At 64.0% G+C, this 25,488-nt stretch carries 23 protein-coding genes and 1 tRNA gene; 12 read left to right on the top strand and 12 right to left on the bottom strand.

What is annotated here, in order from left to right:
- Positions 1–293: 293 nt before the first annotated feature.
- Entirely contained in the window at positions 294–911 is a 618-nt protein-coding gene (gene pdxH, locus A3840_RS08970; protein ID WP_425388844.1) for a pyridoxamine 5'-phosphate oxidase, read from the bottom strand.
- A gap of 124 nt (positions 912–1,035) precedes the next feature.
- On the opposite strand from pdxH, the gene A3840_RS08965 reads away from it, so the two are divergent.
- Positions 1,036–1,983, top strand: a complete 948-nt coding sequence (locus tag A3840_RS08965) for a DnaJ C-terminal domain-containing protein (protein WP_067455079.1) — start codon at positions 1,036–1,038, stop codon at positions 1,981–1,983.
- 193 nt (positions 1,984–2,176) lie between these two features.
- Here the strand turns inward: A3840_RS08965 and A3840_RS08960 are convergent, their stop codons facing one another.
- On the bottom strand, positions 2,177–3,127 hold the full coding sequence (locus tag A3840_RS08960; RefSeq protein WP_067455076.1) for an L-threonylcarbamoyladenylate synthase: 951 nt from the start codon (positions 3,125–3,127) through the stop codon (positions 2,177–2,179).
- A gap of 64 nt (positions 3,128–3,191) precedes the next feature.
- Here A3840_RS08960 and A3840_RS08955 point away from each other — a divergent pair, with 64 nt between their 5' ends.
- From A3840_RS08955 to A3840_RS08940, 4 genes are all read left to right on the top strand, one after another.
- Positions 3,192–4,130: a histone deacetylase family protein gene (locus A3840_RS08955; protein WP_067455155.1), complete on the top strand. Its 939-nt coding sequence runs from the start codon at positions 3,192–3,194 to the stop codon at positions 4,128–4,130.
- 15 nt (positions 4,131–4,145) lie between these two features.
- Positions 4,146–4,391: an exodeoxyribonuclease VII small subunit gene (locus tag A3840_RS08950; RefSeq protein WP_067455073.1), complete on the top strand. Its 246-nt coding sequence runs from the start codon at positions 4,146–4,148 to the stop codon at positions 4,389–4,391.
- A gap of 174 nt (positions 4,392–4,565) precedes the next feature.
- Positions 4,566–5,165: an SCO family protein gene (locus A3840_RS08945; RefSeq protein WP_067455071.1), complete on the top strand. Its 600-nt coding sequence runs from the start codon at positions 4,566–4,568 to the stop codon at positions 5,163–5,165.
- Positions 5,162–5,896 (top strand): TlyA family RNA methyltransferase, encoded by a 735-nt coding sequence (locus tag A3840_RS08940; protein WP_067455069.1) that lies wholly within the window; start codon positions 5,162–5,164, stop codon positions 5,894–5,896. The genes A3840_RS08945 and A3840_RS08940 overlap by 4 nt, the downstream gene beginning before the upstream one ends.
- Before the next feature lie 85 nt (positions 5,897–5,981).
- On the opposite strand, the gene A3840_RS08935 is transcribed toward A3840_RS08940, so the two are convergent.
- The 7 genes from A3840_RS08935 to A3840_RS08905 all read right to left on the bottom strand — a co-directional run bounded on the left by A3840_RS08935 (position 5,982) and on the right by A3840_RS08905 (position 16,664).
- Positions 5,982–7,538: a dipeptide ABC transporter ATP-binding protein gene (locus A3840_RS08935; protein WP_067455066.1), complete on the bottom strand. Its 1,557-nt coding sequence runs from the start codon at positions 7,536–7,538 to the stop codon at positions 5,982–5,984.
- Positions 7,525–8,373, bottom strand: coding sequence for an ABC transporter permease (locus A3840_RS08930; RefSeq protein ID WP_067455063.1), 849 nt, complete (start codon positions 8,371–8,373; stop codon positions 7,525–7,527). The genes A3840_RS08935 and A3840_RS08930 overlap by 14 nt, the downstream gene beginning before the upstream one ends.
- Positions 8,370–9,320: an ABC transporter permease gene (locus tag A3840_RS08925; RefSeq protein WP_067455060.1), complete on the bottom strand. Its 951-nt coding sequence runs from the start codon at positions 9,318–9,320 to the stop codon at positions 8,370–8,372. The genes A3840_RS08930 and A3840_RS08925 overlap by 4 nt, the downstream gene beginning before the upstream one ends.
- Positions 9,321–9,479: 159 nt before the next feature.
- Positions 9,480–10,958, bottom strand: coding sequence for an ABC transporter substrate-binding protein (locus A3840_RS08920; RefSeq protein WP_067455152.1), 1,479 nt, complete (start codon positions 10,956–10,958; stop codon positions 9,480–9,482).
- A gap of 87 nt (positions 10,959–11,045) precedes the next feature.
- Entirely contained in the window at positions 11,046–12,761 is a 1,716-nt protein-coding gene (locus A3840_RS08915; protein WP_131798288.1) for an ABC transporter permease, read from the bottom strand.
- Between the two features lie 152 nt (positions 12,762–12,913).
- On the bottom strand, positions 12,914–13,960 hold the full coding sequence (locus tag A3840_RS08910; protein WP_067455146.1) for an extracellular solute-binding protein: 1,047 nt from the start codon (positions 13,958–13,960) through the stop codon (positions 12,914–12,916).
- 169 nt (positions 13,961–14,129) lie between these two features.
- Positions 14,130–16,664 carry a sensor histidine kinase gene (locus tag A3840_RS08905; RefSeq protein WP_131798287.1) on the bottom strand — a complete coding sequence of 845 codons (2,535 nt, stop codon included), beginning with the start codon at positions 16,662–16,664 and terminating at the stop codon, positions 14,130–14,132.
- 294 nt (positions 16,665–16,958) lie between these two features.
- On the opposite strand from A3840_RS08905, the gene A3840_RS08900 reads away from it, so the two are divergent.
- Positions 16,959–17,035: transfer RNA gene (locus A3840_RS08900), tRNA-His, on the top strand.
- Between the two features lie 318 nt (positions 17,036–17,353).
- On the opposite strand, the gene A3840_RS08890 is transcribed toward A3840_RS08900, so the two are convergent.
- The 3 genes from A3840_RS08890 to A3840_RS19045 are packed head-to-tail and all read right to left on the bottom strand — an operon-like array spanning position 17,354 to position 18,130.
- On the bottom strand, positions 17,354–17,614 hold the full coding sequence (locus A3840_RS08890) for a helix-turn-helix domain-containing protein (protein WP_245676583.1): 261 nt from the start codon (positions 17,612–17,614) through the stop codon (positions 17,354–17,356).
- Positions 17,604–17,939, bottom strand: coding sequence for a hypothetical protein (locus tag A3840_RS08885; protein ID WP_067455051.1), 336 nt, complete (start codon positions 17,937–17,939; stop codon positions 17,604–17,606). Before A3840_RS08885 ends, A3840_RS08890 begins: the two co-directional genes overlap by 11 nt.
- Positions 17,936–18,130 (bottom strand): helix-turn-helix domain-containing protein, encoded by a 195-nt coding sequence (locus A3840_RS19045; protein ID WP_082903763.1) that lies wholly within the window; start codon positions 18,128–18,130, stop codon positions 17,936–17,938. The genes A3840_RS08885 and A3840_RS19045 overlap by 4 nt, the downstream gene beginning before the upstream one ends.
- 207 nt (positions 18,131–18,337) lie before the next feature.
- Between A3840_RS19045 and A3840_RS08880 the strand changes: the two genes are divergently transcribed.
- The 6 genes from A3840_RS08880 (at position 18,338) to A3840_RS08855 (ending at position 25,155) form a co-directional block, all read left to right on the top strand.
- Positions 18,338–19,585 (top strand): ROK family transcriptional regulator, encoded by a 1,248-nt coding sequence (locus A3840_RS08880; protein WP_067455048.1) that lies wholly within the window; start codon positions 18,338–18,340, stop codon positions 19,583–19,585.
- A 2-nt stretch (positions 19,586–19,587) separates the two neighbouring features.
- A complete protein-coding gene (locus tag A3840_RS08875) occupies positions 19,588–20,691 on the top strand; it encodes an ABC transporter substrate-binding protein (protein WP_165603159.1) in 1,104 nt (367 codons plus the stop codon).
- A gap of 78 nt (positions 20,692–20,769) precedes the next feature.
- Positions 20,770–22,578, top strand: a complete 1,809-nt coding sequence (locus tag A3840_RS08870) for an ABC transporter permease (protein ID WP_067455042.1) — start codon at positions 20,770–20,772, stop codon at positions 22,576–22,578.
- A gap of 3 nt (positions 22,579–22,581) precedes the next feature.
- A complete protein-coding gene (locus tag A3840_RS08865) occupies positions 22,582–23,655 on the top strand; it encodes an ABC transporter ATP-binding protein (protein ID WP_067455030.1) in 1,074 nt (357 codons plus the stop codon).
- The gene (locus A3840_RS08860) at positions 23,652–24,497 is read left to right on the top strand and encodes an inositol monophosphatase family protein (protein ID WP_067455027.1); all 846 of its coding nucleotides are present in this window, start codon (positions 23,652–23,654) and stop codon (positions 24,495–24,497) included. Before A3840_RS08865 ends, A3840_RS08860 begins: the two co-directional genes overlap by 4 nt.
- Positions 24,490–25,155: an HAD family hydrolase gene (locus A3840_RS08855; protein ID WP_067455023.1), complete on the top strand. Its 666-nt coding sequence runs from the start codon at positions 24,490–24,492 to the stop codon at positions 25,153–25,155. Before A3840_RS08860 ends, A3840_RS08855 begins: the two co-directional genes overlap by 8 nt.
- Positions 25,156–25,488: the final 333 nt, after the last annotated feature.

The following is a 25,488-nucleotide window of genomic DNA, read 5'->3' as shown; positions in this document are numbered from 1 at the left end:
TATTAGGGGAGGGCGCGGGGATTGGGAAGGTGGGGGATTTGCCGGGTGACGAGCGGGACCAGCCACATGCTCCATGGTCTCCCTCCCCCTTGAGGGGAGGGAATGAGGGTGGGGGTTCAGGCCCATCAGCGATCCCCACAGCCATGTGAGCACGCTGCACCGTCAGAACCCCCACCCCGGCCCTCCCCTCAAGGGGGAGGGAGGGCAAGAGCCGGGCCTGCTGAGCGAGCCGAAGCGTCCAAAGTAAACAATGGGCCCGTCCAGGGAGGTGTGGGCCTATGGTCCCCCTGTCCCTACGGATAAAGACGCGTACTGCTCCATGGCGCGTCCACGCCATCCCGCGTGAACCGCACCCGGTCATGCAGGCGGAATTCGCCGTCTTTCCAGAATTCCATGCTGACCGGCACGATGCGGAAGCCGGACCAATGCGCGGGGCGGGGCATGTCGCCATCGCCGATCATGGCGGTGAGCGCGGCGACCTCGTCCATCATCTGCTGGCGGCTGGCCAGCGGGCGCGACTGCCTGGACGTGGCTGAGGCGATGCGGCTGCCCTTGGCGCGGCTGGCGAAATATTCATCGGCCTCGGCCTCGGTGACGCGCTCCACCGGGCCGCGCATGCGCACCTGGCGGCGCAGGCTCTTCCAATGCATGACCATGGCGGCCTGCGGATTGGCCAGCAATTGCCGGCCCTTCTCGCTCTCGAAATTGGTGAAGAAGCAGAAGCCCCTGGTATCGCGACGGTTGAGCAGCACCATGCGCACGTCGGGCAGGCCGTTTTCGTCCAAAGTCGCCAGGGCCATGGCGTGGGGATCGTTGGGCTCGGCCTCCTGGGCCAGGGCGAACCATTCCTCGAACAGGGCAAAGGGATCGAGATCGGTGCGGTCGCCGTCGTCGAACAGGCGCTCGGTCAGGGTTTGCAGCATCGGAGAATTCCTGCGACTAGTCTTCCGGCAAACTGGACAAGGCCAGGGGGCGTGGCCATATAGGACCCAGATGACAGGGCGAACAATGCCCCACCGCAAAGATTGGACCTAAATGCGCGATCCTTACACCGTACTCGGGGTGTCGCGGTCCGCAAGCGAGAAGGACATCAAGTCCGCCTATCGCAAGCTGGCCAAGAAATACCATCCCGACCAGAACCCTGACGATGCCTCGGCCCATGGCAAGTTCGCCGAGGCCACCCATGCCTATGACCTGCTCAACGACAAGGAAAAGCGGGCGCAGTTCGACCGTGGCGAAATCGACGCCGAGGGCAATCCGCGCTTTGCCGGTTTCGGCAATGGCGGGTTCGGCGGGGCCAGGGGTGGCGCGCGGCCCGGTGCCGGCGGCGCGGGCGGCTTTTCGGCCGAGGACATCCTCAAGGAATTCATGAGCGGTTTCGGCGGCCAGCCGCGCGGCGGCGCCCGCACGGCCGGCGGCGCCCAATGGGACCCCTTTGCCGGCGCGGCGGGCGGGGCCGGCGGCGCGCGCATGGCCAAGGGCGACGATATCGTGGTCAATATCGCGGTGTCGCTGGAGGATGCGCACAAGGCTGCCTCGGTGCCGGTGCGCATGCCGACCGGCAAGGTGCTGAACGTCAAGCTGCCCGACAAGGTCGAGGAAGGCCAGCAGATCCGGCTCAAGGGCCAGGGCACGCCCAGCCCCTTCGGCGAACCCGGCGACGCGCTGGTGACGGTGCGGTTCGAGAAGTCGAAGGCGTTCCGCCGCGATGGCCAGGACATCCGCACCGATGTGGCGGTGACGCTGTATGAGGCCGTGCTGGGCGCCAAGGTGCGCGTGCCGACGCTGGATGGCCCGGTGGAGCTCAACCTGCCGCCCGGGGTCGATACGTCCAAGGCCCTGCGCCTCAAGGGCAAGGGGCTTTATGGCGATGGCGACCTTTACGTGAATATCCGCGTGGTCCTGCCGCCGGGCGGGGATGCCGATCTCGAAGCCCTGGCGCGCTTCATGCGCGACCAGAAGCCGTACAAGGTGCGGGATTAAGGGCGGGGGCAGGATAGGGCGTGGCTAATTTGCACGCCACGCGCTCATAATCTGGCGGCTCCTTCGCCCCCCTCCCCCGGGGTGGGGGTGGTTTGTGGATCACTGATGGACCCCCACCCTCAATCCCTCCCCTCAAGGAGGAGGGAGGCGCAAGGGCCGAGCTTGCTGTACCAGCCATCTCCGAAGATGAGGTCTACTGAGGATTGAAATCCCGCGGCGCGGCGGCCCGGTTTAGCCGGTCGTTGATCGCCTCGCCTAGCCCCGTTTCCGGAATCGGGGACACCGCGATCGTCGTCACGCCTGCCGCGTCCAGCTCGTGCAGCATGGCGAAGAGATTGCGCGCCGCTTCGTGGAGGTCCCCGCTTTCCGAGAGGTTGCGCGTGATCCCGTCGAAGGGCGCGGCAGGGCCGAAGGCGAGCCAGGCTTCGCCGGGGCGCGGTTCGGTATCGAGCCGCAGGCCGGCATTGGGCGCATAATGGCTGAGCAGCATGCCGGGGGCGGCAATGGCCGCGCCCTTGGCGGCCTGCTCGACCGGAAGGCCCATGGCCCGTTCGATCTCCGCGCGCGACAGGGCGCCGGCGCGCAATTGCACCAGTTTTTCGCCGTCCACGGTCAGAATGGTGGATTCGACGCCGGCCTTGCACGGCCCGCCATCGAGCACCGGCACCGCGCCGGCAAAGCCGCGCCGCACCTGTTCCGCCCGTGTCGGCGACAGCCGGCCCGAGGGATTGGCGGAGGGAGCGGCCAAGGGTCTCTCGGTGGCGCGCAGCAGGGCCAGGGCCAGAGGGTGGTCGGGTACGCGCAGGGCGACGCTGTCGAGCCCGGCCGTGGTGATATCGGCCAGGCCATGACCCGGCCTGAGCGGCAGGACCAGGCTGAGCGGGCCGGGCCAGAAGGTTTCGGCCAGTTTGCGCGCCAGGGGCGAAAAAAGGGCAAGCTGTTCGGCAGCGGCCAGATCGGGGACATGCACGATCAGCGGATTGAAGCGCGGGCGGCCCTTGGTCTCGTAGATGGAGAGCACCGCATCGGCATTTTTGGCATCGGCGCCCAGCCCATAGACGGTCTCGGTGGGAAAGGCGACGAGCCGGCCGGCCCGCAGCAGGGCGGCGGCATCGGCGATGTCCTGGGGGTCGGGCGTGGTCATGGCGGTGGTTTGACAACAGGCCCGGCCCGCGTCAAGACGGATGCTCGATCCGCGGAGAGCGCCTGTGACGACATTGCTGGTCAGCCAGCCCAACTTCGCCGACCATCGGACCCCGCCCGGCCATCCCGAGCGGGCCGACCGGATTCGCGCGGTCGACCAGGTCCTGGCGGGCGACGCGTTCGGCGCGCTGCTGCGGCGCAATGCGCCCTATGGCGATCTCATGCTGGCCGAGCTGGTGCATGACGCGGACTATCTCAGCCGCCTGCGTTCGGCGCGGCCGGCCGAGGGCATCGGGCAGCTCGATAGTGACACCTTCATTTCCGACGGCTCGCTGGACACCATCGCCACCGGGCTGGGCGGGGCACTGGCGGCGCTCGACGCGGTGCTGCTGGGCGAGGCCGACAATGCCTTCTGCGCCATCCGCCCCCCTGGCCATCATGCCGAAATCGCCAATCCGATGGGCTTCTGCCTGATCAATACGATCGCCATCACCGCGCGCGAGGCGCAGCGGAAATATGGGGCCGACCGCGTGGCCATCGTCGATTTCGACGTGCATCACGGCAATGGCACCCAGGATATCTTCAAGGACGACCCATCGGTCTTCTACGCCTCCAGCCACCAGATGCCGCTTTATCCCGGCACCGGGCATCCGAACGAGAAAGGCGTCGGCAATATCGTCAATGCGGCGCTGCGCGAAGGCTCGGGTGGGGTGGCGATGCGCGAGGCCTATACCGACCTCATCCTGCCGGCACTGGAGGATTTCGCGCCCGACCTGCTGCTGATTTCGGCGGGCTTCGATGCCCATCGGCTCGATCCGCTGGCGCAACTGGAATGGGTGGACGAGGACTATGCCTGGCTTACCGCGCAGTTGATGGACGTGGCGGAGCGGCGCTGCGCCAACCGCATTGTGTCGCTGCTCGAAGGTGGTTATGACCTTGAAGGCTTGGCTGGTGGCGTCAGCCGACACGTGACGACGCTGCTGCAAGGCCGAGACAATTTTTGAACGCGCGGAGCATCGATGGCCGAGAATGAAGACGTCAAATCGCTGAGCTTCGAGGCGGCGCTGGAGCAGCTCGAGCAGATCGTGCAGAAGCTTGAAAGCGGTCGCGCGCCCCTGGCCGAATCCATCGCCATCTATGAGCGCGGCGAAGCCCTCAAGGCCCATTGCGAAACCCTGCTCAAGACCGCCGAAGCGCGGATCGAGAAGATCACTTTGAGCCGTGATGGCAAGGCGACCGGCACCGAACCGCTCGACGCGCAATAGGTCCGGGCGCGGCAATCTGCCTGTTGCCGATTGTGGCCGGTCCACGCGACAAGAGCTTAGCGCTCGGCCCCGTCATCGCCGGGCTTGTCCCGGTGATCCATCTCGCCGCTGGACTGGATTGCCCGAACAAGTCGGGCAATGACGATGGGCGGATAATTCGGTGAGGCATTTGAGATGACAACCAATAAGCCCCTGCGCAATTTTCGTATCGTGCTCTGGGTGCTGGTGGCCGTGGCGGCCATCGGGGCCACGGCGCTTTACCTGTTCAAGCCGCCGCAGCGGCCCCTGGGCCTGACCGGCCAGGAATTCGCCCTGGCTTCGACCAAGGGCGGCACCTTCACGCAGAACGATCTGCGCGGCACGCCCAGCCTCATCTTTTTCGGCTTCACCTTCTGCCCCGATGTCTGCCCGACGACGCTGGCCGAAACCACGGCCCTGCGCGAACAATTGGGCCTGAGCGCCGATGACCTCCGGATCATCTTCGTCACCGTCGATCCCGAGCGGGACACGCTGGACATGGTCAAGACCTATGTGGAAGGCTTCGATCCGACCATTATCGGCCTGGTCGGCGACGCGGCCGAAACCGAAAGGGTCAAGGCGGCTTTCGGCGTGTTCTCGGAAAAGTCGGGCGACGTGGACAGCGAATTCTACCTCGTCAACCACACCGCGCTCACCTTCCTCATCAACGCGGACGGCAGTTTCGAGGGCACCATCGCGTATGAGGAAGCCAGCGATACCGCGCGCGCCAAGATCGAGCGGCTGGTTCGGCGTTGAGCCGGATCAGGCTCGACCTGGCGCTGGAACAGCGCGGCCTGCTCCCCAGCCGGGCCCGCGCCCGCGACGCCATCCTGCGCGGGACCGTCGAGGTCAATGGCGAGCCGGCGAAAAAGCCCAACCAGATGGTGGCGCCGGAAGACGTGCTGACGCTGAACGACCCGGCATCTGCCTATGTCTCCCGGGCGGCGCTGAAACTGTTGGCCGGGCTCGATGCCGGCAGGATCGCTGTTTCCGGCAAGACCTGCCTCGATGTGGGGTCCTCCACCGGTGGCTTCACCCAGGTGCTGCTGGAGCGCGGCGCGGCGCGGGTCTATGCCGTCGATGTAGGACATGACCAATTGCATCCGAGCCTGCGCGACGATGCGCGGGTCGTGAGCCTCGAGGGGCAGAATGCGCGGGAACTGGATCGCGGGATCATTCCTGAACCCATTGACCTCCTGGTGTCCGATATCAGTTTCGTCTCGGTGACCAAGGTGCTCGCCGCGCCCCTGGCCCTGTGCGGCCCGGCCGCGGACGCGGTGATCCTGTTCAAGCCGCAATTCGAGGTCGGCCGCGATTTCGTCGGCAAGGGCGGAATCGTGACGGATATCGCGGCCAGCGCGCGCGCCATGGCGATGGTGGTGGAATTCGTGGAAAGCGCGGGGTTTACGCTGAGGGACAAGCTGGTGTCGCCAATTGCCGGCGGCGACGGGAATGTGGAAACGGTGCTGGTATTCGGGCGGGGTTAGCGCAGTAGACCTCATCCTGAGCCTGTCGAAGGGCGAGGTCGTGGCACTGGGCTTTCGGTTTGACCGACCTCGTGGTTCGACAGGCTCACCATGAGGTCTCCGTGATATCCGGCAATTGTGCCGCCATCAGTGCCTTGGTCAGCGCGTGTTGCGGGTGTGCGAACAGGTCCGCGGGCTTGCCTTCTTCCACGATGCGGCCAGCCTCCATCACCAGCACCCTGTCGGCCATTGCCGCCACCATGTCGAGGTCGTGGCTGATGATGAGGAAGGTGAGGCCGTGTTCGGCCTGCAGCCGGGCGAGCAGGTTCAGCACCTCGCCCCGCACCGAGACATCGAGCGCCGAGACCGGTTCGTCCAGCACGACGAGGCGCGGGCGGGTGACCATGGCCCGCGCTATGGCCAGGCGCTGGCGCTGGCCGCCGGAAAATTCATGCGGATAGCGGTCGAGCATGGCCGGGTCGAGACCGACCGACATTATGGCGTCGTGCAGCCGGGTTGCGCGTTCGGCCGACGACAGGTTTCCGAGCAGGTGCAGCGGCTCGGCCAGCGACTGGCCGATCGTCATGCCCGGATCGAAACTGCTGAACGGGTCCTGGAACACCAGCGACAGACCGGCGCGCAGCAAGGGTGGCAGGTCGCGGCCGCGATAGGCCTGGCCATCGAGTCGCATCTGGCCCGCGCTTACATTGTCCAGCCCCACGATCATCCGCGCCAGGGTGGTCTTGCCGCAACCGGAGGGGCCCACCAAGGCCACGCATTCGCCCTGGGCGATGGTCAAGCTGACCTTGTCGACGGCGCGCAGCGTCGTGCGGCCCCAGGGCCAGAATCCGCCCTGGCCATACTCGCGGCTGACCTGCTCGACCTCCAGCAATGGGTCGCCATGCAAGCGGTCGGTGGCGCGCCGCTCCATGCGGCTGGCGGCCACCAGCTTGCGCGTATACTCGGCTTTGGGCGCCCGCAGCACGGCCTGGGTTTCGCCCGTCTCCACCAATTGGCCGGTGCGCATCACCCCGATGCGGGTGCAGAGCGCGGCCACGGCTCGCATGTCGTGGCTGATGAAGAGCAGCGTCATGCCGCGCCGGGCGCAGATCTCGGCGATGAGATCGAGCACCAGGGCCTGGGTGATGGTATCGAGCGCCGAGGTCGGCTCGTCGGCAATCAGCAGGTCAGGCGCGCTGGCCAGGGCCATGGCGATCATGGCGCGCTGCCGCTGGCCGCCGGACAATTGATGCGGAAAGCGCCCGGCATGGTCGGGTAACAGGCCAACTTCGGCGATGAGGGACGCAATATCGGCGCCGCTCTGCGACAGCTCGGCGGCCTCCCCGATCTGCTCGCCGATTTTCATCAGCGGATTGAGCGCCGTCATCGGCTCCTGGAACACCATGCCGAAATGCCGACCGCGCAGCCGCGCCATGGCGCGTTCGTCGCCGGGCAGGGGGGCGCCCTCGAAGCGGATGCTGCCCGAGACTTTCGCATTGTCGGGCAGGAGGCCGGCAATGGCCAGGGCCGTCAGCGACTTGCCCGAGCCGCTCTCCCCGATAATGCCGAAGCTTTCGCCCTTCTCGATGCTGAGCGAGAGGTCGGAGACCGCGGCGCGGCCATCGAAGCTGATATTGAGCTTATCGATCTCAACCAGCGCCATGGTTCAGCCCCTCCCGGCGCAGGCGTGGATCCAGGGCGTCGCGCAGCCCGTCGCCGGCAATGTTGAGCGCGATGACGATCAGCACAATGGTGAGGCCGGGCACGATGCCGAGCCAGGGATGGATCAGGAACAGGCTCTGCGAATCGCGCAGCATCAGCCCGAGGCTGGTGGCCGGGGCCTGGGTGCCCAGCCCGATATAGGACAGGCCGGCTTCGGCGAGAATGCCCAGCGAGAGCTGGATGGTGGCCTGGACGATGATGAGGCTGGCAATATTGGGCAAGAGGTGCCGCGCGGCGATGGCGGCGTTGCCCAGGCCCGCCAGGCGCCCCGCGGCGACATAATCCTGCGTGGCCACGGCGAGCGCGCCGCCCCGCGCCACCCGGGCGAAGACCGGAATGTTGAAAATGCCGATGGCCAGGATGGCATTGAGCTCGCCCGGGCCGGCCAGGGTGGCGATGAGGATGGCGATGACCACCGAGGGGAAGGCGAAGGTGACGTCGGAAATGCGCAGCACCAGCCATTCCACCGCCCCGCCCCATGCGGCCGCGGCGAGGCCCATGGGCACGCCGATGCCGACGCCGATGACCAGCGCCGAAAACGCGACGAGAAAGCTGGTCAGCGTGCCGCTCATGACCAGCGAGAGCATGTCGCGGCCCAGATGATCGGTGCCCAGCCAATGGGCCGGGTCGGGCCCGAGAAAACGCCGGGCGACGACGATCTGTTCGATCGGATAGGGCGTCCAGACCAGTGAGATGAGGCCGAGCAGCGCGAAGGCTGTCGCGGCGCCCAGGCCGATGACGAGGCTCGGATGACGGAGAAGACGCTGCCAGTTCATGCGTTCTGTCTCCGCAGGCGCGGATCGACCAGGGTATAGAGCAGGTCGGTGATGAACATGGTGGCGGTGACGGCCAGCACCAGCACGATGGTGGCGCTGCGCACCAGGGTCAGGTCGCGCTCGGAAACGGCGGTGAAGATCAGCCGGCCCAGGCCGGGCAGGTAGAAGACGTTCTCCACGATGATCGTGCCGGCGATGAGGAAGGCGAATTGCAGGCCCAGGATGGTCAGCACCGGCAGGAAGGCATTGCGCAATCCGTGCCGCCAGATGGCTTCCGACCGGGTCAGCCCCTTGGCGCGCGCGGTGCGGATGAAATCCTGCCCGGTGACGTCGACCAAAGCGGTGCGCATGACGCGGGCGAGAATGGAGGCCTGCGGCAGAGCCAGCGCCAGGCCGGGCAGGATCAGGCCGCGAAAGGCGGCGCCGGGATTTTCGTGCCAGGGGGTGAAGCCGCCGGTGGGCAGCCAGCGCAAGGCCACGGCAAAGACCAGGGTGAGCAGCATGCCGAACCAGAAATTGGGAATGGCGATGCCGGTCTGGGCGAGGATCATCAGGCCCGTATCGGCGGGCTTGCCGCGCCGCATGGCGGCGACGATGCCCAGCGGCAGGCCGATCAGCATGGAGAGCACCATGGCCATCATGGTCAGCGGCAGGGTGACGGCCATGCGCTCGGCGATCAGCCCGCCAATGGCGACGCGCTGGGTGGCGGATATGCCGAAATCGCCCCGTACCATGCCGGCGATCCAGCCGAAAAAGCGCTCATGGGCCGGCGCGTCGAGCCCCATCTGCGTGCGCAGGGCGGCGACGCTGGCTTCGCTGGCATTGATGCCGAGGATGAAGCGGGCGGGATCGCCGGGCAGCAGATCGAGCAGGATGAAAATGATGAGCGCCGCGACGAAAAGGGTGGCGGCGAAGGTGAGGAGACGGCGGAGGATGAAAAGGGTCACGGGGAAACCGGGGCGCGGCTGCCCCCCCTCCCGGCCTCCCCCGCAAGGGGGGAGGTGTCGCATCGCGTTTGTGGCGCGCTTCGGCAGCAATCACCGGCCTGGCACCCTCCCCCTTGCGGGGAGGGTTGGGGTGGGGGGATGAGAGCCCGGATACCCGCCCTATTCCACCCAGTGGATATCGCGCAGCACCACGCCCTCGATGGGGGCGTTCTGCCACATGCCGTCGAGCTTGGCGTTCCACACCCCGGTCTGCGCCAGCTCGAACAGATAGCCGTTGACCGCGTCCTCGGCGATGATGGTCTGGACTTCCTGGGCGATGCGCTGGCGTTCACCCTCGTCGATCGTGGCATTAAGCGTCTCGTTGAGGGCCTGGACGTCAGGATTGTCATAGCCGAAATAATAATTGGGGTCGGCATAGATGCCAATGTCGAAGGGCTCGACATGGGCAACGATGGTGAGGTCGAAATCCTTGTTGCCGAGCACGTCTTCCAGCCATTGCGCCCATTCCATGCTGATGAGCTCGAGCTTGATGCCGACCTGGGCGAACTGGCTGGCGATGATCTGACCCGACAGCCGCGCATAGGCGACGGGCGGCAGTTTCAGCGTCGCCGAAAAGCCGTCCGGATAGCCGGCCTCGGCCAGCAGCGCCTTGGCTGCGTCCGGATCGTAGGGATAGGTTCCGGTCAGGTCGAGATAATAGGGATGGTGGGGCGCGAAATGGCTGCCGATGGGCACGCCATAGCCATAGGTGGCGCCGTCGATGATTTCCTGGCGATTGAGCGCGTGGGCCATGGCCTGGCGCACGCGCAGGTCGCTGAACGGCTCCTTGGCATTGTTGGTGCCCAGGATCGTTTCGCCCTCGGTGGAGCCCACCAGCACCTTGAATTGCGGATTGTTCTCGAACACGGCCAGGGCTTCGGGCGCGAAATTATTGGTGCCGTCGACATCCCCGGCCAGCAGCGCATTGGTGAGCGTGGCGGTGTCGGAAATGAAGAGATAGGTGGCCTTGGTCAAGGCCGGCGCCTCGCCCCAATAGGGCTCGTAGCGTTCGAGGATGACGCGGCTGCCGCGATCCCATTGCACGAAGGCGAAAGGCCCGGTGCCGATCGGCTCGCTGGCATTGTTGTCGGCGCTTTCCGGGGCGACGATGACGGCATCGCCGCGGCCCAGATTGAACAGGAACAAGCCATCGGGCCGCGACAGCTGGAATTCCACCGTCTGCGGATCGACGACATTGACCGCCGCGATGGGCTCGTAGAGCGCCTTCTGCGCATTGACGCTGTCTTCGGCCAGGATGCGATCGAAGGTAAACTTAACGTCTTCGGCGTCGAAGCCGGTGCCGTCGTGGAAGGTGATCCCCTCGTGGAGGGAGAAAGTATAGGTCAGCCCGTCTTCGGCGATCTCCCAGCTTTCCGCCAGGCCCGGCTGCACGGCGCCGTTCTGGTCGATGCGGGTCAGGCCCTCGAAGATGTTCTGGTAGACGACGACGTCGATGGCTTCCGCCGCGCCCGCCGTGGGGTCGAGCGCCGGCGGTTCGAGCGCCACGCCGATGCGCACCTCGCTCGATTGCGCCCAGGCGGCGCCGGTGGCCAATAGCAGGGCTGTGGCGGCCAGGGCCAGGGGCTTGGTCACGTTCATCGTCTTCTCCTCGAGCCGGGGCGGCACTGCCGCTTTCGGACAATAGATATAGGCCAGAATGCATTGCGGGCGCACCTGCCCGCAGCGTCAAACTTTTCGCCTATCCCCCGCCCAGGAAGCAAGAATGACCGGGATCGTTCCGGCCAGCACGATGCAGAGCGCCGGCAGGGCCGCCTGGGCGAACAGCCCGACATTGGCGCGCGAATAGATCAGCGTCGCCAGGGTTTCCACGCCCAGCGGGCGCAGCAGCAGGGTGGCCGGCAATTCCTTGACGATTTCCACGAAGACCAGCATGGCGGCCGAGAGAATGGCGGGCGAGAGCGTCGGCAGGTCGATGCGGAGGAACGTGCGCATCCGGCTCGCGCCCAGCGCCCGGCTGGCATCGAGCATGGCGCGGCCGCGCTTCCTCATCGCCGCATCCAGCGTCGAATGGCTGACCGCGAGAAAGCGGATGGCATAGACATAGACAAGGGCCGCCATGGAGCCGGAGAGGATCAGCCCCGGCCGCCAGTCGAACAGCGCCATGGTCATGCGGTTGAACCAGAGATCGGCCTGGCCCAGTGGCTGCAGCAGGCCCAGGGCGAGCACCGTGCCGGGAATGGCATAGCCCAAAGTGGCGATGCGGATGAGGCCGGAGGTCGTGCCCGGCCGCTCGCCCAGTCGCGCCGCCAACAGGCCGAAAGCCACGGTGACCACGGCGCCCGCGCCGGCCAGGCTGATCGTGGGAACCAGGGCATTCACCATCAGGGCCAGGGTCTCGGGATGGTAGAGACGCACCGAAAGATAGAACAATTCCCCCGCCGGGATGCCGAAGCCGAAGCCGAAGAGCGCGGTGCAGAAAGCCAGGGCCAGCACGCGGCGCCGGCCGGTCAGGATTTCGCGCGCCGGGGGCACGCGGCTGTCGCGCTGGGCGCTATAGGCGCGGTTCCGCCGGGCCCGCTGCTCGGCGATGATGAGCAGGCCGATGACCAGCACCACGGTGACCGCCAATTGCGCCGCGCCGCCGAAATCGGAGCGGTTGATCCAGGTGGAATAGATGATGGCGGTGATGGAATTGACGCCGAAATATTGCACGGCCCCGAGATCGTTGACCACTTCCATCATCGCCAGCGTCATGCCGACGACCAGCGCCGGGCGGGAAATGGGCAGGACCACCGAAAAGAAGGTGCGTGCGCCATTGGCCCCCAGCGTCCGCGCCGCGATGCTAAGCGAGGTCGATTGCATGAGAAAGAAGGCGCGGCAGGCGACATAGGTATAGGGATAGAGCACGGCCGACAGCACCAGCACCGCGCCCCAATTGCTCTTGATATTGGGGAACCAGTAGTCGCGCACCGTGGTCGCGCCGGTGATTTCTCGGATGAGGGTCTGGATCGGGCCGGTAAAGTCGAGGAATTCGACATAGGCATAGGCCGCCAGATAAGTCGGCACGGCCAGCGGCAGCACCAGGGCCCAGTCGAAGAAGCGCCGCAGCGGAAAATCGTAATGGGTGACGAGCCAGGCCGCGGCGAGGCCCGCCGCGCCGGTGATCAGGCCGACCGAGATCATCAGCAGCCCGGTTTCCCGCAAGGCGGTGGGCAGCATCGTGGCGGTGAGGCCATTGCTGCCCGTACCCAGCGCCCCAAAGGCGGCAATGGTGAGCCAGATGATGGGCACGCCCACCACGAGCACCAGCACAAGCGGCAGGACCGGCAGGGCAAAAGCCCCGCCGGTCCGCTCGTATTTTTTCTGTGTGGTGCCGACTGTTATGCCAAAACTCCACTCCGTCTCAATTCGAACGCTGAACCGCCGGCTCCTTCGCGCCACTCGCCTCCTTCACCGCTCGTCACCCTCGGGCTTGCCCCGAGGGGTCTTCACGTGGGGAGGATCCGGCAAGAACCCTCGGGTCAAGCCCGAGGGTGACGAGTGGTGGGTGGAGAACAGATATGAGTTCTCCACCCTGCGTCAGCGCAAGCGTCTTAGTTCTGCGGGCCTTCGTCGAACTTCAGCTCGTCCACCAATTGCGCGGCGAGGGCGCGGTTGGCGGCGACTTCGGTCAGCGGCACGTCGGAGGCCTTGAGTTCGCCCCAGCTCGCCACCAGCTCGTTGATCGGGGCGCCCGGCACCACGGGGAATTCGTAATTGGTGTCGGCATAGATCGACTGTGCCTCGTCCGAGAGCAGGAAGGCGATCAGCGCATTGGCGTTCTCGGCATTGGGCGCATGCTTGGCGATGAAGCCGCCGGCCACGTTCACCTGGGTGCCTTCGCCTTCGGCGTCGGGATAGATGATGCGGGCGGAACTGGCCCAGTCCTTCTGCTCCGGCTCGGCTTCGTTGTTGAGCATCGCACCCATGTAATAGGTGTTGACGATAGCCAGGTCGCACGAGCCTTCGAGGATGGACTTGACCTGCACGCGATCATTGCCGGTCGGCGGGAAGGCCAGGTTGTCGCGCACGCCGGCCAGCCATTCGCGGGCCTTTTCCTCGCCATTGGCGGCGATGTAATGGGCGATCAGGCCGATATTGTAGGCATGGGTGCCGGTGCGGGTGCAGATGCGGCCCTTCCACTCGTCCGAGGCCAGGTCTTCATAGGTGAGCGCGGTGGCGTCGACCCGGTCCTTGGAAACGTAGAAGACGCGGCTGCGCAGCGACAGGGCGGTCCAGTTGGCATCGTCGTCGCGGAAGGCTTCCGGCACGCGCTCCTCGAGGACGGGCGTGGTGATCGGCTGGGTCAGGCCTTTTTCCTCGGCGCTGACCAGGTTGCCGATATCGACGGTGAGCACGACGTCGGCCGGCGAGAGCTCGCCCTCGGCCTCGACACGATCCAGCAGGCCATCGCCGGCATAGAGCACATTGGCCTTGATACCGGTCTCGGCGGTGAATTTGTCCAGCAGCGGCTGGAGCAGGCTCTGCTCGCGATAGCTGTAGATATTGACTTCGCCGCTCTGGGCGAAGGCGGGTGCGGCAACGCCGCACAGAATGGTGGTGGCCAGAAGGGCACCGAAAATGTGCGCAGTCTTGGTCATCTGTTTCTCCTGCATCGGGGGTCAAGGGCCCGTGTGACGGTCGCTTAATGGCGGGCGTAGGAGATAAAGTCAATAAAGCCAATAAAAACAAATGCTTATAGGCTAGAACCGTTCAAAACTGGATGGCGATATTCCAGTATTTTCAGCCTATTAGCTGACGCTGAAAATCTTATTTTTCTTCGGGCTGCCGCAGCGCCGGCCGCTCGTCCACGAGGTCGGCGGGGATTTTGAGCGTGAACAGCAGGCCCTCGGCCCCGGCCGGATCGACCGAAAGCGAGACGGCATTGACCGCCAGCAGCGAGCGCGTCAGCGCCAGCCCGACGCTGGAGCGGATCGGCGTCAGCACCTGTCCGTCGCGGTCCACCCCATCGCGGAACACCACGAAGCGCTCGGCCATGTCCACCGCATGGGCGGAACTGTCGCGCACGTGAATGGCGATGGCACCGTCATCGAGCCGTTGCGCGGAGATGATCACCGCCCCGCCCATCGGCGTCTGGTCGATGGCGCTGGCCAGCAGGTTCAGCACCGCCTGCGCCAGCGAGGCGCGGTCGGCGGTGACGCGGGGCAGGCTTTCGGAAATGGCATTGCGCACGATGACGCGCCCGGCATTGGCCTGGTCGCGAATGCGCAGCACGCAGTTTTCCAAGAGGTCCGTGAGGTCGAGGCTGGCCCGCTGCGGCAGGTAGCGCCCGTCGCGCAGCCGCGCATAATCGTCGAGCTCGTCCACCAGCGCGGCGATTTCGCGCCCGGCGCGGGCGATGTCCTCGGCATAGCCTTCATAGCGCTCATTGCCGAGCGCGCCGAAGGCTTTGGACTGGATGAGATCGGAAAAGCCCACAATGGTGTTGAGCGGGCGCCGGACCCCGCGGCTGATCCGCGCCAGCAGGGCCGGATCGATATCGGTGGGTCCCCCGATCCGCGCCGGCGGCGCCGCCTCGCGGGCATGCACGAAGCCGAAATAGCCACTGACCACCCCGGCCTGTCCCAGCGCGAAGAGCAGGATATCGGCGCGTCCATCGGCGGAGCGCAGCGGCAGGCTGGGCCGGGCCGTTTCGGCAAAGCGGGCGGGCCGCTCGAGGAAGGCCTGCAGCGCCAGCACGTCGTCGGCGCCGACCAGGGCCGAAAGCGGCTTGCCGATCATCGGCTTGCCGCCGCCGAGAAAGGCCAGTGCCATGGCGCTGGCCGCGCTGACGGCACCGGACCGATTGGTCTCGAAAAAGCCGTCGCCCCGCAGATCGGCGAAGGTCTGGGCGAAGGCGCGCACCGCCTCCTCATGGCCCGTCCGCACTTCGGTGGTGCTGGCCGAGAGCATCAGGGCCGGGCGGCCCTGCCAGGAAATGGATTGCAGCCGCGCAGTGACCGGCACCAGCGTGCCGTCGCGCTGCACCAGATGGTTGACCGGCCCCGCCTCGTGCCCGTCTTCGCCCGTGGTCGGGAACACGGCCGCAAGCCCGGCCTCGCGCAGGCTTTCGGCCGAATCGTAGCCCACCATTTCGGTAATGGCGCGATTGGCGAACAGCACCTGCTGGTCGCGGAACACCAATATGCCCAGCGGCAGGCGGTTGAGCACCAGCGTTTCGCCACCCAGATTGATCAGCGCCCCGGGCGGGGTCTGCGGCGCCGGCAGCGGAATATCGGCCTTGGGCGGACCGCGCTCGCCGACGCGGTCGGACAGAATGCGGGAGAGCTCGTCGAAATTGTAGCGGGAGACCCGCTCCACCGCCTCGGCATCGGGCTGGGCCGGGGGGGTATCATCCGCCGCCGGGCCATCAATATCGGCGGTTTCGGCTTTCGTCGCCCCGGGCGGAGGGAGGAAGTCATCCACTTCCTCTTCGTCGTCCGCGTCCTCGACCACGGATGCGGAGAAGCCGCGGCCGGTGACCCGGTAAAGCCGCGCCACTTCGCGCCCGTCCACATCCTCGAGGCCATCCTCATCGGGAGATTGGGGTGCGGGCGGGGGAAAATCGTCCGCCGCAGTCAAGGGCGCGTATAGCGCCTCGTCGGCGGCCAGCCGCTCCACCAGTGCGCTGAGCCGGCCGGCGCCGGGCATGGCTTCGGCCGCTTCGGCGGGCGCCGCCTCGACCGGATTGTCGGCCAGCGCCTCGGCCCAGGCTTGCGGCGCGTCATTGTCGGCGGCCGGCGGCAGGTCCGGCGCGGCCGGCGCATAGACCGTTTCTGCATCGGCATCCTGCCAGCTCTGCAATTCGCGCTGATAGCTGGGATCGCCTTCCGCCATCACCGGAATATCGCCGGTGGGTTCGGCCAAGGCTTCGGGTTCCGGCTCGGCCGGGGGCATCTCTGCTGGTGCGGCGGGGGATTGGGCCTTCTCGTCCTCGGCCGCCGCCAGCACGGCCGGCTCGATGGGGTCGACCGCTACGATCAGCAGCGCCGTCTCGCCGCCTTCCCAGGCGAGCGGCGTGGTGGTGCAGGTGGCGGAAACGGGCTTTTCGCCGGCCAGGAACTGGATCCGCGCCAGGCTCGACCGCCCGTTCGACCCCAGCCGGATGATGCGGGCGACCTGGCCCTTAATCGGCACGGCCGGCTCGGCGCGCTTGAGACCGTGCTTCTTCAGCCGGGCCTGGAACAGATCGGCGGCCGCATTGCTCCAGATCAGGCGCTGTCCATCGGCCGACCACAGCCAGGCCGGACGCGCATCGTCGGCATGCTGCAACACGGTCGGCGATGTGGTCCAGGGCTCATTCATAGTCTGCCTGTTTCCGGTCGTGCCGCCCGGGGTCTGTATCATAGTGGTACAAACGCCCCAGCGTTCCTTAAGTGTTCTTCAATATAATGGCGGGTTCGGGGAATCCAGCCCGACAAAGCTGCGTGAACGGCGCAATGGCTGGCATGGTTAAGCCCGCTTCCGCCACCGGAGCCTTAAGGCGGGGCGGATTTGGCCTGCTGTCCACAGGATAAAATCGGTGCTTGTCATGTCGTTCATCTCGACCTATGTTCCGCCCGTTTTCGGGGCCGCCCTGCGCCGCACCCGTTCGGTTCTGCCGCCTTAGCTCAGTTGGTTAGAGCGCTAGATTGTGGATCTAGAGGTCCCCCGTTCAATCCGGGGAGGCGGTACCATTCCTTCCTATTGAAATCGCTGAATAATCTGGCTTAGGGCTCTTGGCGGCGCTTGGCAATTCCATCTTGGGTCGCCACCGGGTCGCCACGAGCGGCCAGAATGATCCTATCGCTCTCTTTGTTGACGCTTGGTGAATCGATATGCCTTGGTGCATTGACGCTGGGGAGCATCGCAGTGAGCGTCTGGTCGTCTCGTCTCCGGTCAAGCGATACCAGGAGTGGGCGATCCTGAATTTTGCGGTAGTTTTGGCGCTTGGATAAGAACTTGAGGCACATGTTCGACGCGGCCGAGCATCTGATAAACTGCACGTTTAAGCCTTATTGCGCGCCGCCTGGACCGGGCGGAAGGCTGCTGAGCATCATCTCCAGGTCCTTAGCCAAGACGACGGTGCGCGCCCCAAGCTTGCGGGTCTTGATCGTCCCCTCTTTGGCCAACCGGTAAAAAGTCGTGCGGCCGATACCTAGCAGCCGACAGGTATCGCTCACGCCATAGGCAATTGGAATCATCGCTACCTCCAGTCCGCCAATAGCTGTGGCGTTGATCGATGACCAAGCGATGACGTTCTGGTCAGTCATCATCGGGCTTGGGTGCATCCCGCGCTACTCGCTGTACCAGCGCATTGCGGACTTGCTGGGTGGCGTACGAGTTGGCCCCGTGCATGCCTTCGGTGAGATAGGCCAAGGCGCCGCTGAGAACCTTCTGCGCCGAAATGTTGGCATCCGCCACCTTGGTCCCAAGCGCTCGCTGAGCCTTGAGCTCCAACATGAAGGTGTGAGCGATGGCCCGATTCAAAGCGTGCGTAGACGGTGCCTTCTTTTCCTTTTTACGATTGCGTAGATTCTGCGAGCGGTCGCGATCCCTTTTCAAGGCCCGAGCGCGGCGGGAGGTGTGATGTTCGATCATTGATCCTTCTCCATATCGCCCAGGACAGGCAAGCGCTGAAGGAATTCATCGAGGTCACCAACGAGAATGATGGTGCGATTGCCAATCTTGCGCACCTTGATCTGGCGGCCATTGACGAGCTGATAGAATTTCGACCGGCTGATTCCGATCATTTCGAGAACCTGAGATACAGAGTATGCCACCGGCTTCATGGGGCTTGCTCCGCCGGCTGAACGGCCGGTGCGCACGCCCGGGTCTATCGAGCGCACAACCCATTATTCACACGATTTGGCAAGGCACACGAGCTTTTCTGCTGATGACAGACAACGCGGGACCGATGTTCGGACCCAATGCAATTGACACGGCGCTTGACACGCGCATAGCTGCTATGCATTTATTTTCATGCAGACTGAAATTAAATGAAGTTGAGGATCGTGGCCCTCCTAGACCTGTCTCCGGCATCTCCGGCCATACTTTCCAAGCTGATCAAGCACGGCGGGCAGACACGCCTGGTTTTGCAGGCTGCCTTGGGTGTCAGCGGCCCAACAGTCACGCGTTCGGCGTCGGAGTTGTCCGATGCCCAGATCATCATGACCAATCTCGGCGCGGCGAATGGCAAAGGGCGCCCCGCCGAGACGGTAGAGCTGAATGAGGATGGCATCTGCAGCATTGCACTATCTGTGCGCGCGGACAGAACCGTTGCTAGTCTGTTGGATGCAAGCGGTGCCGCCGTTAAAAGTGTTGATCTCAATATTACGCAGGAAACGGCTTACGTCGACGCCGTGGCTACCATGGGGGACTGCGTTCTCAATCTCGCTGAGCTTGCCGCGCAGCGCTTTGCAGTTCTATCCAGCGTGGGCATTTCCTTTTTTGGATCGGCAGACTACGCGCTGGCCAAAATCACCGAGCCTTCGACGTTCAAGGCTTGGCACCACAAGCCATTAGCACGGGATGTGGAGCTCTACACGGGCCTGCCTACGGCCATCGAGAACTATACGATTGCTCTCGTGAGTGCCGTCAACTGGTTTGACGCGGATAGGCTCAGCGACTTCTTTTTGGTCGTCGCTGACTATGGCGTGGGCGGTGTGTCGTCCATATCCGGGCAGCCGTTTCTGGGCGGTGAGCGCCGTCCCTCGGGTTTTGGGCACATTGACGGGCAGGCGAGCGGGCAACGCCTGTGCCATTGCGGCGGGTACGACTGTCTCAGCGCAACCTCATCCGTGCGAGCTATTCGCGACTGGGCCGAAGAGCTTGGTCTGATCAGGACTGCTCGGGCCGACCTGGGCGCCATGCTGGAAGAGCTGGATCTCAGCGAATCCGACCAGGCTCACCGTTTGCTGGAACAGGCTGCAAGCCGCCTCGCCGCTCATGCCCTGGGAATCTGCAGGGGGATGGGCCTTCCGGTTTGTGTGCTGGCCGGCGCGTTGTTCGACCATTCCGCGCGCGCTCGGGCGGTTGCTCGAGACGTCTTCGCGGCCCCGGGGCACAGCTGCAAGGCCCGTTTCATTGGCGAAGTTTTCGCCGGTCGCGATACCGACGATCTGGCGGCCGCAGCCATTGCCTACCACCATCTTTCGCAGACGCGAAAAGCCTATCTGCTGGGCAATCAGCAGGAACTAAGGACGGCGCTCGCACGCCGTTCAACGAACGATAATAATGGGAGATGAAGATGCGATTCAATCAAGCAGTAGCCGGTATAGCCTTGGCGACAGCAGCGGCCCTGAGCTCCACCGCGGTTTTTGCGCAGTCGGCCGAAATGGACGCTTTGATCGCCGCGGCCAAGGCCGAGGGCAGTGTCGTCGCCTACTGGCACTCCAGCCGGGTATCCAAGGCTGGTGAGGGTTTTGAGGCGAAGTACGGAATTCCGGTACTGGGCACCAAGATGACCGACGCCGAAAGCACTGAAAAGGTCGTGCGGGAAGTCGAGTCCGGAAATGTCCAGGCCGATATCATCGGCTATGATGACGGGCCACGCCTCGTGACTGAGCTGCTGCCCGGTGGCTTTGTGGAGAATTATGTTCCCGAGGACCTGGCGGAAACAATTCCGGAAAGCAGCCGCGATCCGCTCGTCTATCTGTGGCAGGTATCGATCTTCGGTTATAACACCGAACGCTATGAAGAATGCCCGATTTCCAACGTCTGGCAGCTGACAGAACCCGAATGGGCCAGCAAGCTGCACATGCTTGATCCCCGTCTGCGCTCCACCCAAATTCAGGCCTTTTCGGCCATCGAAGATCGGGCGGACGGACTGGCTGCTGCCTATGAAGAACTCTATGGTAAGCCGCTTGAGCTGACGGAAGACAATGCTGGTCTCGAATTCATCAAGCGTTTGGCCGCGTCCAAGCCGATCCTCTACAACGAGGACGTGGAAATTGCCGCCGCCGTCGGCGCACGCGGCCAGGAGGCTCCGCCGCTGGGGCTCTATACACTTGGTCGCCATCGTGAAATCGAGTCCAAGAATCTGGCGCTGGGCATGTGCCCACTGACACCATTCCAAGGCATCAACCAGCCAAGCTACGTGCAAGTGGTAGCGGATGCTCCGCATCCCAATGCGGCTCGCCTTTTCGCGCATTACCTCCTGACCGAGGAAGGTGCTGCGCCCTGGACTGCCGATCTGGGTGCCTACTCGTCCAACCCGGACCTGACATCCAATGCGGGCAACCCATTTCCCAATGTTGCTGAATGGGGCGACAGCCTTCTGGTTTCGGACAATGCGCGTGTAGCCGAACGACGCGGCGATCTGCTCGACTTCTGGATTACCAACAACCGCTAAGTCTCACGGGCGGCGCACAGCGCGCCGCCCCTTCCGGCCGGCACATCGTCGGCATGCTTTCCAGCTGGACAATTCATCATGACCACGACGGACCGGACAACCCGGCCGCCCCTTCAGGCGCGCCTAAGGCTTCTGCTATCGCAGCTTGTCTCCGAACCCAGCTATGTCATCGGAGCGGTGCTCGCCCTAGCGCTTGCCTATCTCGTATTGGCGCCTATGGCTGCCGTTCTGGGTAGTGCCGTTCAGATGACGCGCATGGATGCCGTGCGCGCGGGCGCCAGCCCTGGCGACCTGACGTTCTCATATTTTCAGCGCGTCTTTACGTCCCCAGTCGCACAGGACATCTTCTGGACGCCGCTGGGTAACACAATGACGGTAGCCCTGTTCGCCACGGCTCTGGCCGTGCTGTTCGGACTGGTGCTCGCCATGCTGGTGACCAGCACCAATATCTGGGGCCGAAGCATACTAGGTTTCTTGCTGATCATCCCCTACATGCTGCCCTCGCAGGCCTTGGCGACGGCTTGGATAACCGTGTTCAAAAATCGGCGCACGGGTGGGTCTCCTGGCATGCTCGAGGCGCTCGGCCTGACGCCGCCGGATTGGCTCGCCTACGGCCCTTTGCCCATCGTCATCTGCCTGGCGCTCAGCTATTTTCCCTTTGCCTTCCTGCTGTTCTCCAACGCGTTGAACAAGATCGATACGCAGCTTGAAGAAGCCGCGGTTACGCTTGGCGCGCGCCCTCACATCGTGTGGAGGCGCATCCTGCTCCCCTTGCTGATACCGACCACGATGTCCGTTCTGCTCCTCACAGTAGCGCGCACGCTTGGCACCTTCGCCACGCCCTATGTGCTGGGCACACCGGTTGGTTACACGCTGCTGTCCACCTCGCTCTATTCAAGCCTGCGGTCTGGTGCGCCTGGTGTGGCCGCAGTACTGGCCATCGTTCTCGGGCTTTTTGGCGTGGCGATGCTGCTGCTCGATATCTGGATGGTTCGCAACTGGCAGCGCTTCATCACCGTCGGTGGCAAAGGTGGCAAGCGTGAGCCGGCACGCCTGACGCTCCTCGCTCGTTTCCCTGCTTCGGCAGTGGCCTGGGGTGTCTTCCTCATTGCCGCCTTTGGCCCACTTCTGGTCATGTTCCTGTCCACCATCATGCGCGAGCCTGGCGTTTTTGCCCTGTCCAATTTCAGCCTTGGCTATTGGACCGGTGGGGATGGGCGCCCTGGTGTGTTCAACAGTCCCGAAATCCTGCTTTCGCTTTACAATAGCCTGTCCATCGCCGGCAGTGCCGCCGTCATCTGCGGCGTGCTCGGTCTTGCCGTTGGCTATGCCGTGGTGCGCTTGCCGGGGAGTTGGCTATCCGGGTTCCTGAGGCAGGTTTCCTTTCTGCCATATCTCATGCCAGGCATGGCCTTCGCGGCAGCGTTTCTTACGCTTTTTGCAGTGCCGCGCGGCCCGGTTCCCGCCCTCTACGGATCGATTACTCTCTTGATCCTCGTCATGGTGGTGACGTACCTCCCTTACGCATCACGCTCCGGCATTTCGGCGATGATGCAGGTCGGGCGTGAACCGGAAGAAGCGGGCATGGTGCTGGGGGCAGGATTTTTTGCCCGTATCACACGCATCCTGGGGCCGTTGCAGAAGACCGCTCTTGTGACAGCAATCATCCTGCCGTTCATCTCGGGGATGAAGGAGCTGAGCTTGGTGGTCATGCTTGTGACACCCGGCACGGAACTGCTCACCACCCAGTCCCTGCGTTTTCTCGATTACGGCCACACCCAACTGGCCAATGCAACAATTCTCATCATCGGCGTCGTCGTGATGCTTTTGGTCCTGCTGATGCAGAAAGTGACCAAGAGCAGTCTCGCTGGCGGTCTCGGAGGCTAGAGCATGCCCAATATTACCTTGAACTCGGTCGTCAAGACCTATGGCGGCAAGTCTCTCGCCGTCGACAATCTGACGACCACATTCCCCTCCGGCGAATTCATCTGCCTGCTCGGCCCATCCGGCTGCGGCAAGACGACGACCTTACGCATGATTGCCGGGCTGGAGCGACCCGATAGCGGCGAGATCCGGTTTGGCGATGAGGTGTTCTACTCCTCGCAAACCGGCACCTACCTGCGTCCGGAAAAACGTAAGCTCGGCCTGATGTTCCAGAGCTACGCCCTATGGCCGCACATGACCGTCGAGCAAAATGTCGTATTCGGCCTCGCAATGAAGCGTATGCCGCGTGAGGATCAGGCCAAGCGGTTCACCGAATTGGCAAAACTGTTCCATCTCGACGGCTTGGGGCAGCGCTATCCGCGTGAGCTCTCAGGAGGCCAACAACAGCGTGTTGCTCTGGCGCGAATGCTGGCGGTCAGTCCCGACCTGCTCCTGTTGGACGAACCGCTTTCAAATCTTGATGCGAGCCTGCGGCTGGAAATGCGCGCCGAGTTGAAGCGCCTGCACCAGACATTGGGTTGCACCGTGATTTTCGTGACTCACGATCAGCTTGAGGCCATGACGATGGCCACCTCCATCGCCGTCATGAACAAGGGCCGGATTGAGCAGATGGCAAAACCTATGGATATCTATCGGCATCCATCATCGCACTTCGTGGCAAATTTCGTCGGCAGCCCGCCCATGAACATGCTGACACCTGGCGAGGCGCCCGGTCTGGCGTCAGAGATGACGAAAATCCTTGGAACGCCTGCCGATCGCGCCGGTACAGTCGGCATACGGCCAGAGGCGCTAAGACTAACGGGCCAGCCCGCAAATGGGGGCCTCAAGGCCACCATCGATACAATTCAGCCCACCGGTGCGGATTGGATCATCGGGCTGCAAGCCGAAGGGCGGCAGCTGTTTGCGCTTTCCTCCGAGCCGCCACCCGCCGATATCGGCGCCGAGGTTGGCCTCAACCTCAAGGCCGATGGCATTCACGCATTTGACCAGAATGGAAAGGCCGTCGGCCCCTCCCTATGACAATAGCTTTGACGAACGAATGCCCCAACGCCGCAGACCTGCTGGCATTGGCAGAGCGCGCTGCCCGAACAGCCGGTAAGTATCTGCACGAGCATTTCCGCGGCCAGATGGTGGTGGATCGCAAGACACGCAAGAGCGATGTCGTAACGATCCATGACCGCCACGCCGAGATACTCATTCGCGACATCATTTTACAGGCAGCGCCGGATTCCTGCATTTGGGGAGAAGAGTTTGGTGCCGGTGGCGAGGGTGACACCGTGTGGTTCATCGACCCGATTGATGGCACGAGCAACTTTGCCGGTGGCATGCCAATCTATTGCGTATCTATCGGCATTGCCTGGCGTGGCGCCCTGGTCGGGGGCGTTGTCTATGATCCAGAACGCGATGAAGCGTTTGTCGGATCGCCCCATGGCTTTTTCGTAAATGGGCAGCCCTGCGCCGAGTACGCGGAGATCGATGCTTCCAACGCTATCTGCCTGACCAACTTTCCTCATGAGGGCGCGGTATCTGATCAGGAGTTGGCTGCCTACCGCCGTGTGCTCGCCGACTTCCGAGCGGTTCGCCGGTTTGGCTCGGCTGCAATCGCCTTGGCCTACGTCGCGGCCGGACGCGCTGATGTCTGCTGTGAGCTATCGACATATCCCTGGGACCACGCGGCGGGGACTGCCCTGGTCCTCGCCAGCGGCGGAACGGTCGTCGCACGCAACACATCCGGCCTCCCTGAGGCGGATGTTTCGAAATTCGCCTGCTATGTCGCTCACGGCAAAGGCTTCGATCTGGTCGGCTCCGTGCTTGCCGAACTAATAGACAATGTACCCGACCGGAGCGTCATCAATGCATAAGACCCGCGAAACTATCCTGCTCTGGGACATTGACGGGACGCTCCTCGCCGCCGGAAACGGTGGACTTGAGCACTATCATAATTCGCTGAGTGCCGTACGGCCGACAGCTCCGCTGCCCGTCATCAATACACATGGAAAGACGGACTGGCAGGTCATCCATGAGCTACTCATCGCAGCGGATTTAAGTTCCGAGCTCGCGCCTGACGTTTCTACCCAGCTCGATCGTCTCTCTGCAGTCTTTCTGGATACCGAAAAACTGTCCGTGCTCCCGCATGTCCAGGAAACACTCGCCACCTGCCGTGAATCCGGATTTCGCAATGGACTCCTGACCGGCAACTCCGAGATGAGGAGCCGTCATAAGCTGGGCGGGGCTGGCCTCGATCTGGATCTGATAGACTGGGATGTAAGCTTTTTTGGCGCGCGTAGCAGGGTCCGACCCGACTTAGCTCTTGCTGCTCGTTCAGCGCTTCCGAATTCGCCAATGATAATAGTCGGTGACACGCCATTTGACGGCATCGCCGCAGCGGCCGCCGATATCCCCTTCATAGCTGTGTGCACTGGCACATACGGCCGCGAGGCGTTCGTTGATGTCGCAACGCTTGCTGTAGTTGATGACTTAACGAGTGGTTTTCGCGAGATTTTAGGCGACTTGATCTGACCAAACTGCGGCTGCGCCAACGGATTGGCGCCTATCGGCTGGCAAGGCATCGACGCCGCGGGCAGGTCGATAATCTAGGTAAGGACCTCGAATGCTTCCAGCATGGCGCGGGCGCCCTCATCCTTGCAACTACCGTCGCCAGGCTGGGCTTGGTACACTGGCGGCAGCGTCAAACGCTGCCACCGTGCGGCTCAACTCGATATCGAGCTCGGTCAGGGTGGGAACGAAGGTCGGGCTCATTCTGATCCCCCCAAGACAATCTGCTGGCGGCGGACGTGCGTGACCACTACGGCGGTGACCTGAGCCCCTGGATCTCCTCCAGATTTTGGTAGA

Source organism: Devosia elaeis, assembly GCF_001650025.1.
GTDB lineage: Bacteria > Pseudomonadota > Alphaproteobacteria > Rhizobiales > Devosiaceae > Devosia > Devosia elaeis.
Note: the sequence above shows the minus strand (reverse complement) of the source record. Positions and strands in the feature narration are given on the sequence as shown.

What these genes read in the sequence shown, in the direction of transcription:
- A3840_RS08930 (WP_067455063.1), bottom strand. Translation starts at nt 8,373, where the DNA reads ATGAACTGGCAGCGTCTTCTCCGTCATCCGAGCCTCGTCATCGGCCTG.
- A3840_RS08945 (WP_067455071.1), top strand. Translation starts at nt 4,566, where the DNA reads ATGACAACCAATAAGCCCCTGCGCAATTTTCGTATCGTGCTCTGGGTG.
- A3840_RS08910 (WP_067455146.1), bottom strand. Translation starts at nt 13,960, where the DNA reads ATGACCAAGACTGCGCACATTTTCGGTGCCCTTCTGGCCACCACCATT.
- A3840_RS08855 (WP_067455023.1), top strand. Translation starts at nt 24,490, where the DNA reads ATGCATAAGACCCGCGAAACTATCCTGCTCTGGGACATTGACGGGACG.
- A3840_RS08870 (WP_067455042.1), top strand. Translation starts at nt 20,770, where the DNA reads ATGACCACGACGGACCGGACAACCCGGCCGCCCCTTCAGGCGCGCCTA.
- A3840_RS08935 (WP_067455066.1), bottom strand. Translation starts at nt 7,538, where the DNA reads ATGGCGCTGGTTGAGATCGATAAGCTCAATATCAGCTTCGATGGCCGC.
- A3840_RS08865 (WP_067455030.1), top strand. Translation starts at nt 22,582, where the DNA reads ATGCCCAATATTACCTTGAACTCGGTCGTCAAGACCTATGGCGGCAAG.
- A3840_RS08950 (WP_067455073.1), top strand. Translation starts at nt 4,146, where the DNA reads ATGGCCGAGAATGAAGACGTCAAATCGCTGAGCTTCGAGGCGGCGCTG.
- A3840_RS19045 (WP_082903763.1), bottom strand. Translation starts at nt 18,130, where the DNA reads ATGAAGCCGGTGGCATACTCTGTATCTCAGGTTCTCGAAATGATCGGA.
- A3840_RS08885 (WP_067455051.1), bottom strand. Translation starts at nt 17,939, where the DNA reads ATGATCGAACATCACACCTCCCGCCGCGCTCGGGCCTTGAAAAGGGAT.
- A3840_RS08965 (WP_067455079.1), top strand. Translation starts at nt 1,036, where the DNA reads ATGCGCGATCCTTACACCGTACTCGGGGTGTCGCGGTCCGCAAGCGAG.
- A3840_RS08875 (WP_165603159.1), top strand. Translation starts at nt 19,588, where the DNA reads ATGCGATTCAATCAAGCAGTAGCCGGTATAGCCTTGGCGACAGCAGCG.
- A3840_RS08890 (WP_245676583.1), bottom strand. Translation starts at nt 17,614, where the DNA reads ATGATGACTGACCAGAACGTCATCGCTTGGTCATCGATCAACGCCACA.
- A3840_RS08860 (WP_067455027.1), top strand. Translation starts at nt 23,652, where the DNA reads ATGACAATAGCTTTGACGAACGAATGCCCCAACGCCGCAGACCTGCTG.
- A3840_RS08920 (WP_067455152.1), bottom strand. Translation starts at nt 10,958, where the DNA reads ATGAACGTGACCAAGCCCCTGGCCCTGGCCGCCACAGCCCTGCTATTG.
- A3840_RS08960 (WP_067455076.1), bottom strand. Translation starts at nt 3,127, where the DNA reads ATGACCACGCCCGACCCCCAGGACATCGCCGATGCCGCCGCCCTGCTG.
- A3840_RS08880 (WP_067455048.1), top strand. Translation starts at nt 18,338, where the DNA reads ATGAAGTTGAGGATCGTGGCCCTCCTAGACCTGTCTCCGGCATCTCCG.
- A3840_RS08905 (WP_131798287.1), bottom strand. Translation starts at nt 16,664, where the DNA reads ATGAATGAGCCCTGGACCACATCGCCGACCGTGTTGCAGCATGCCGAC.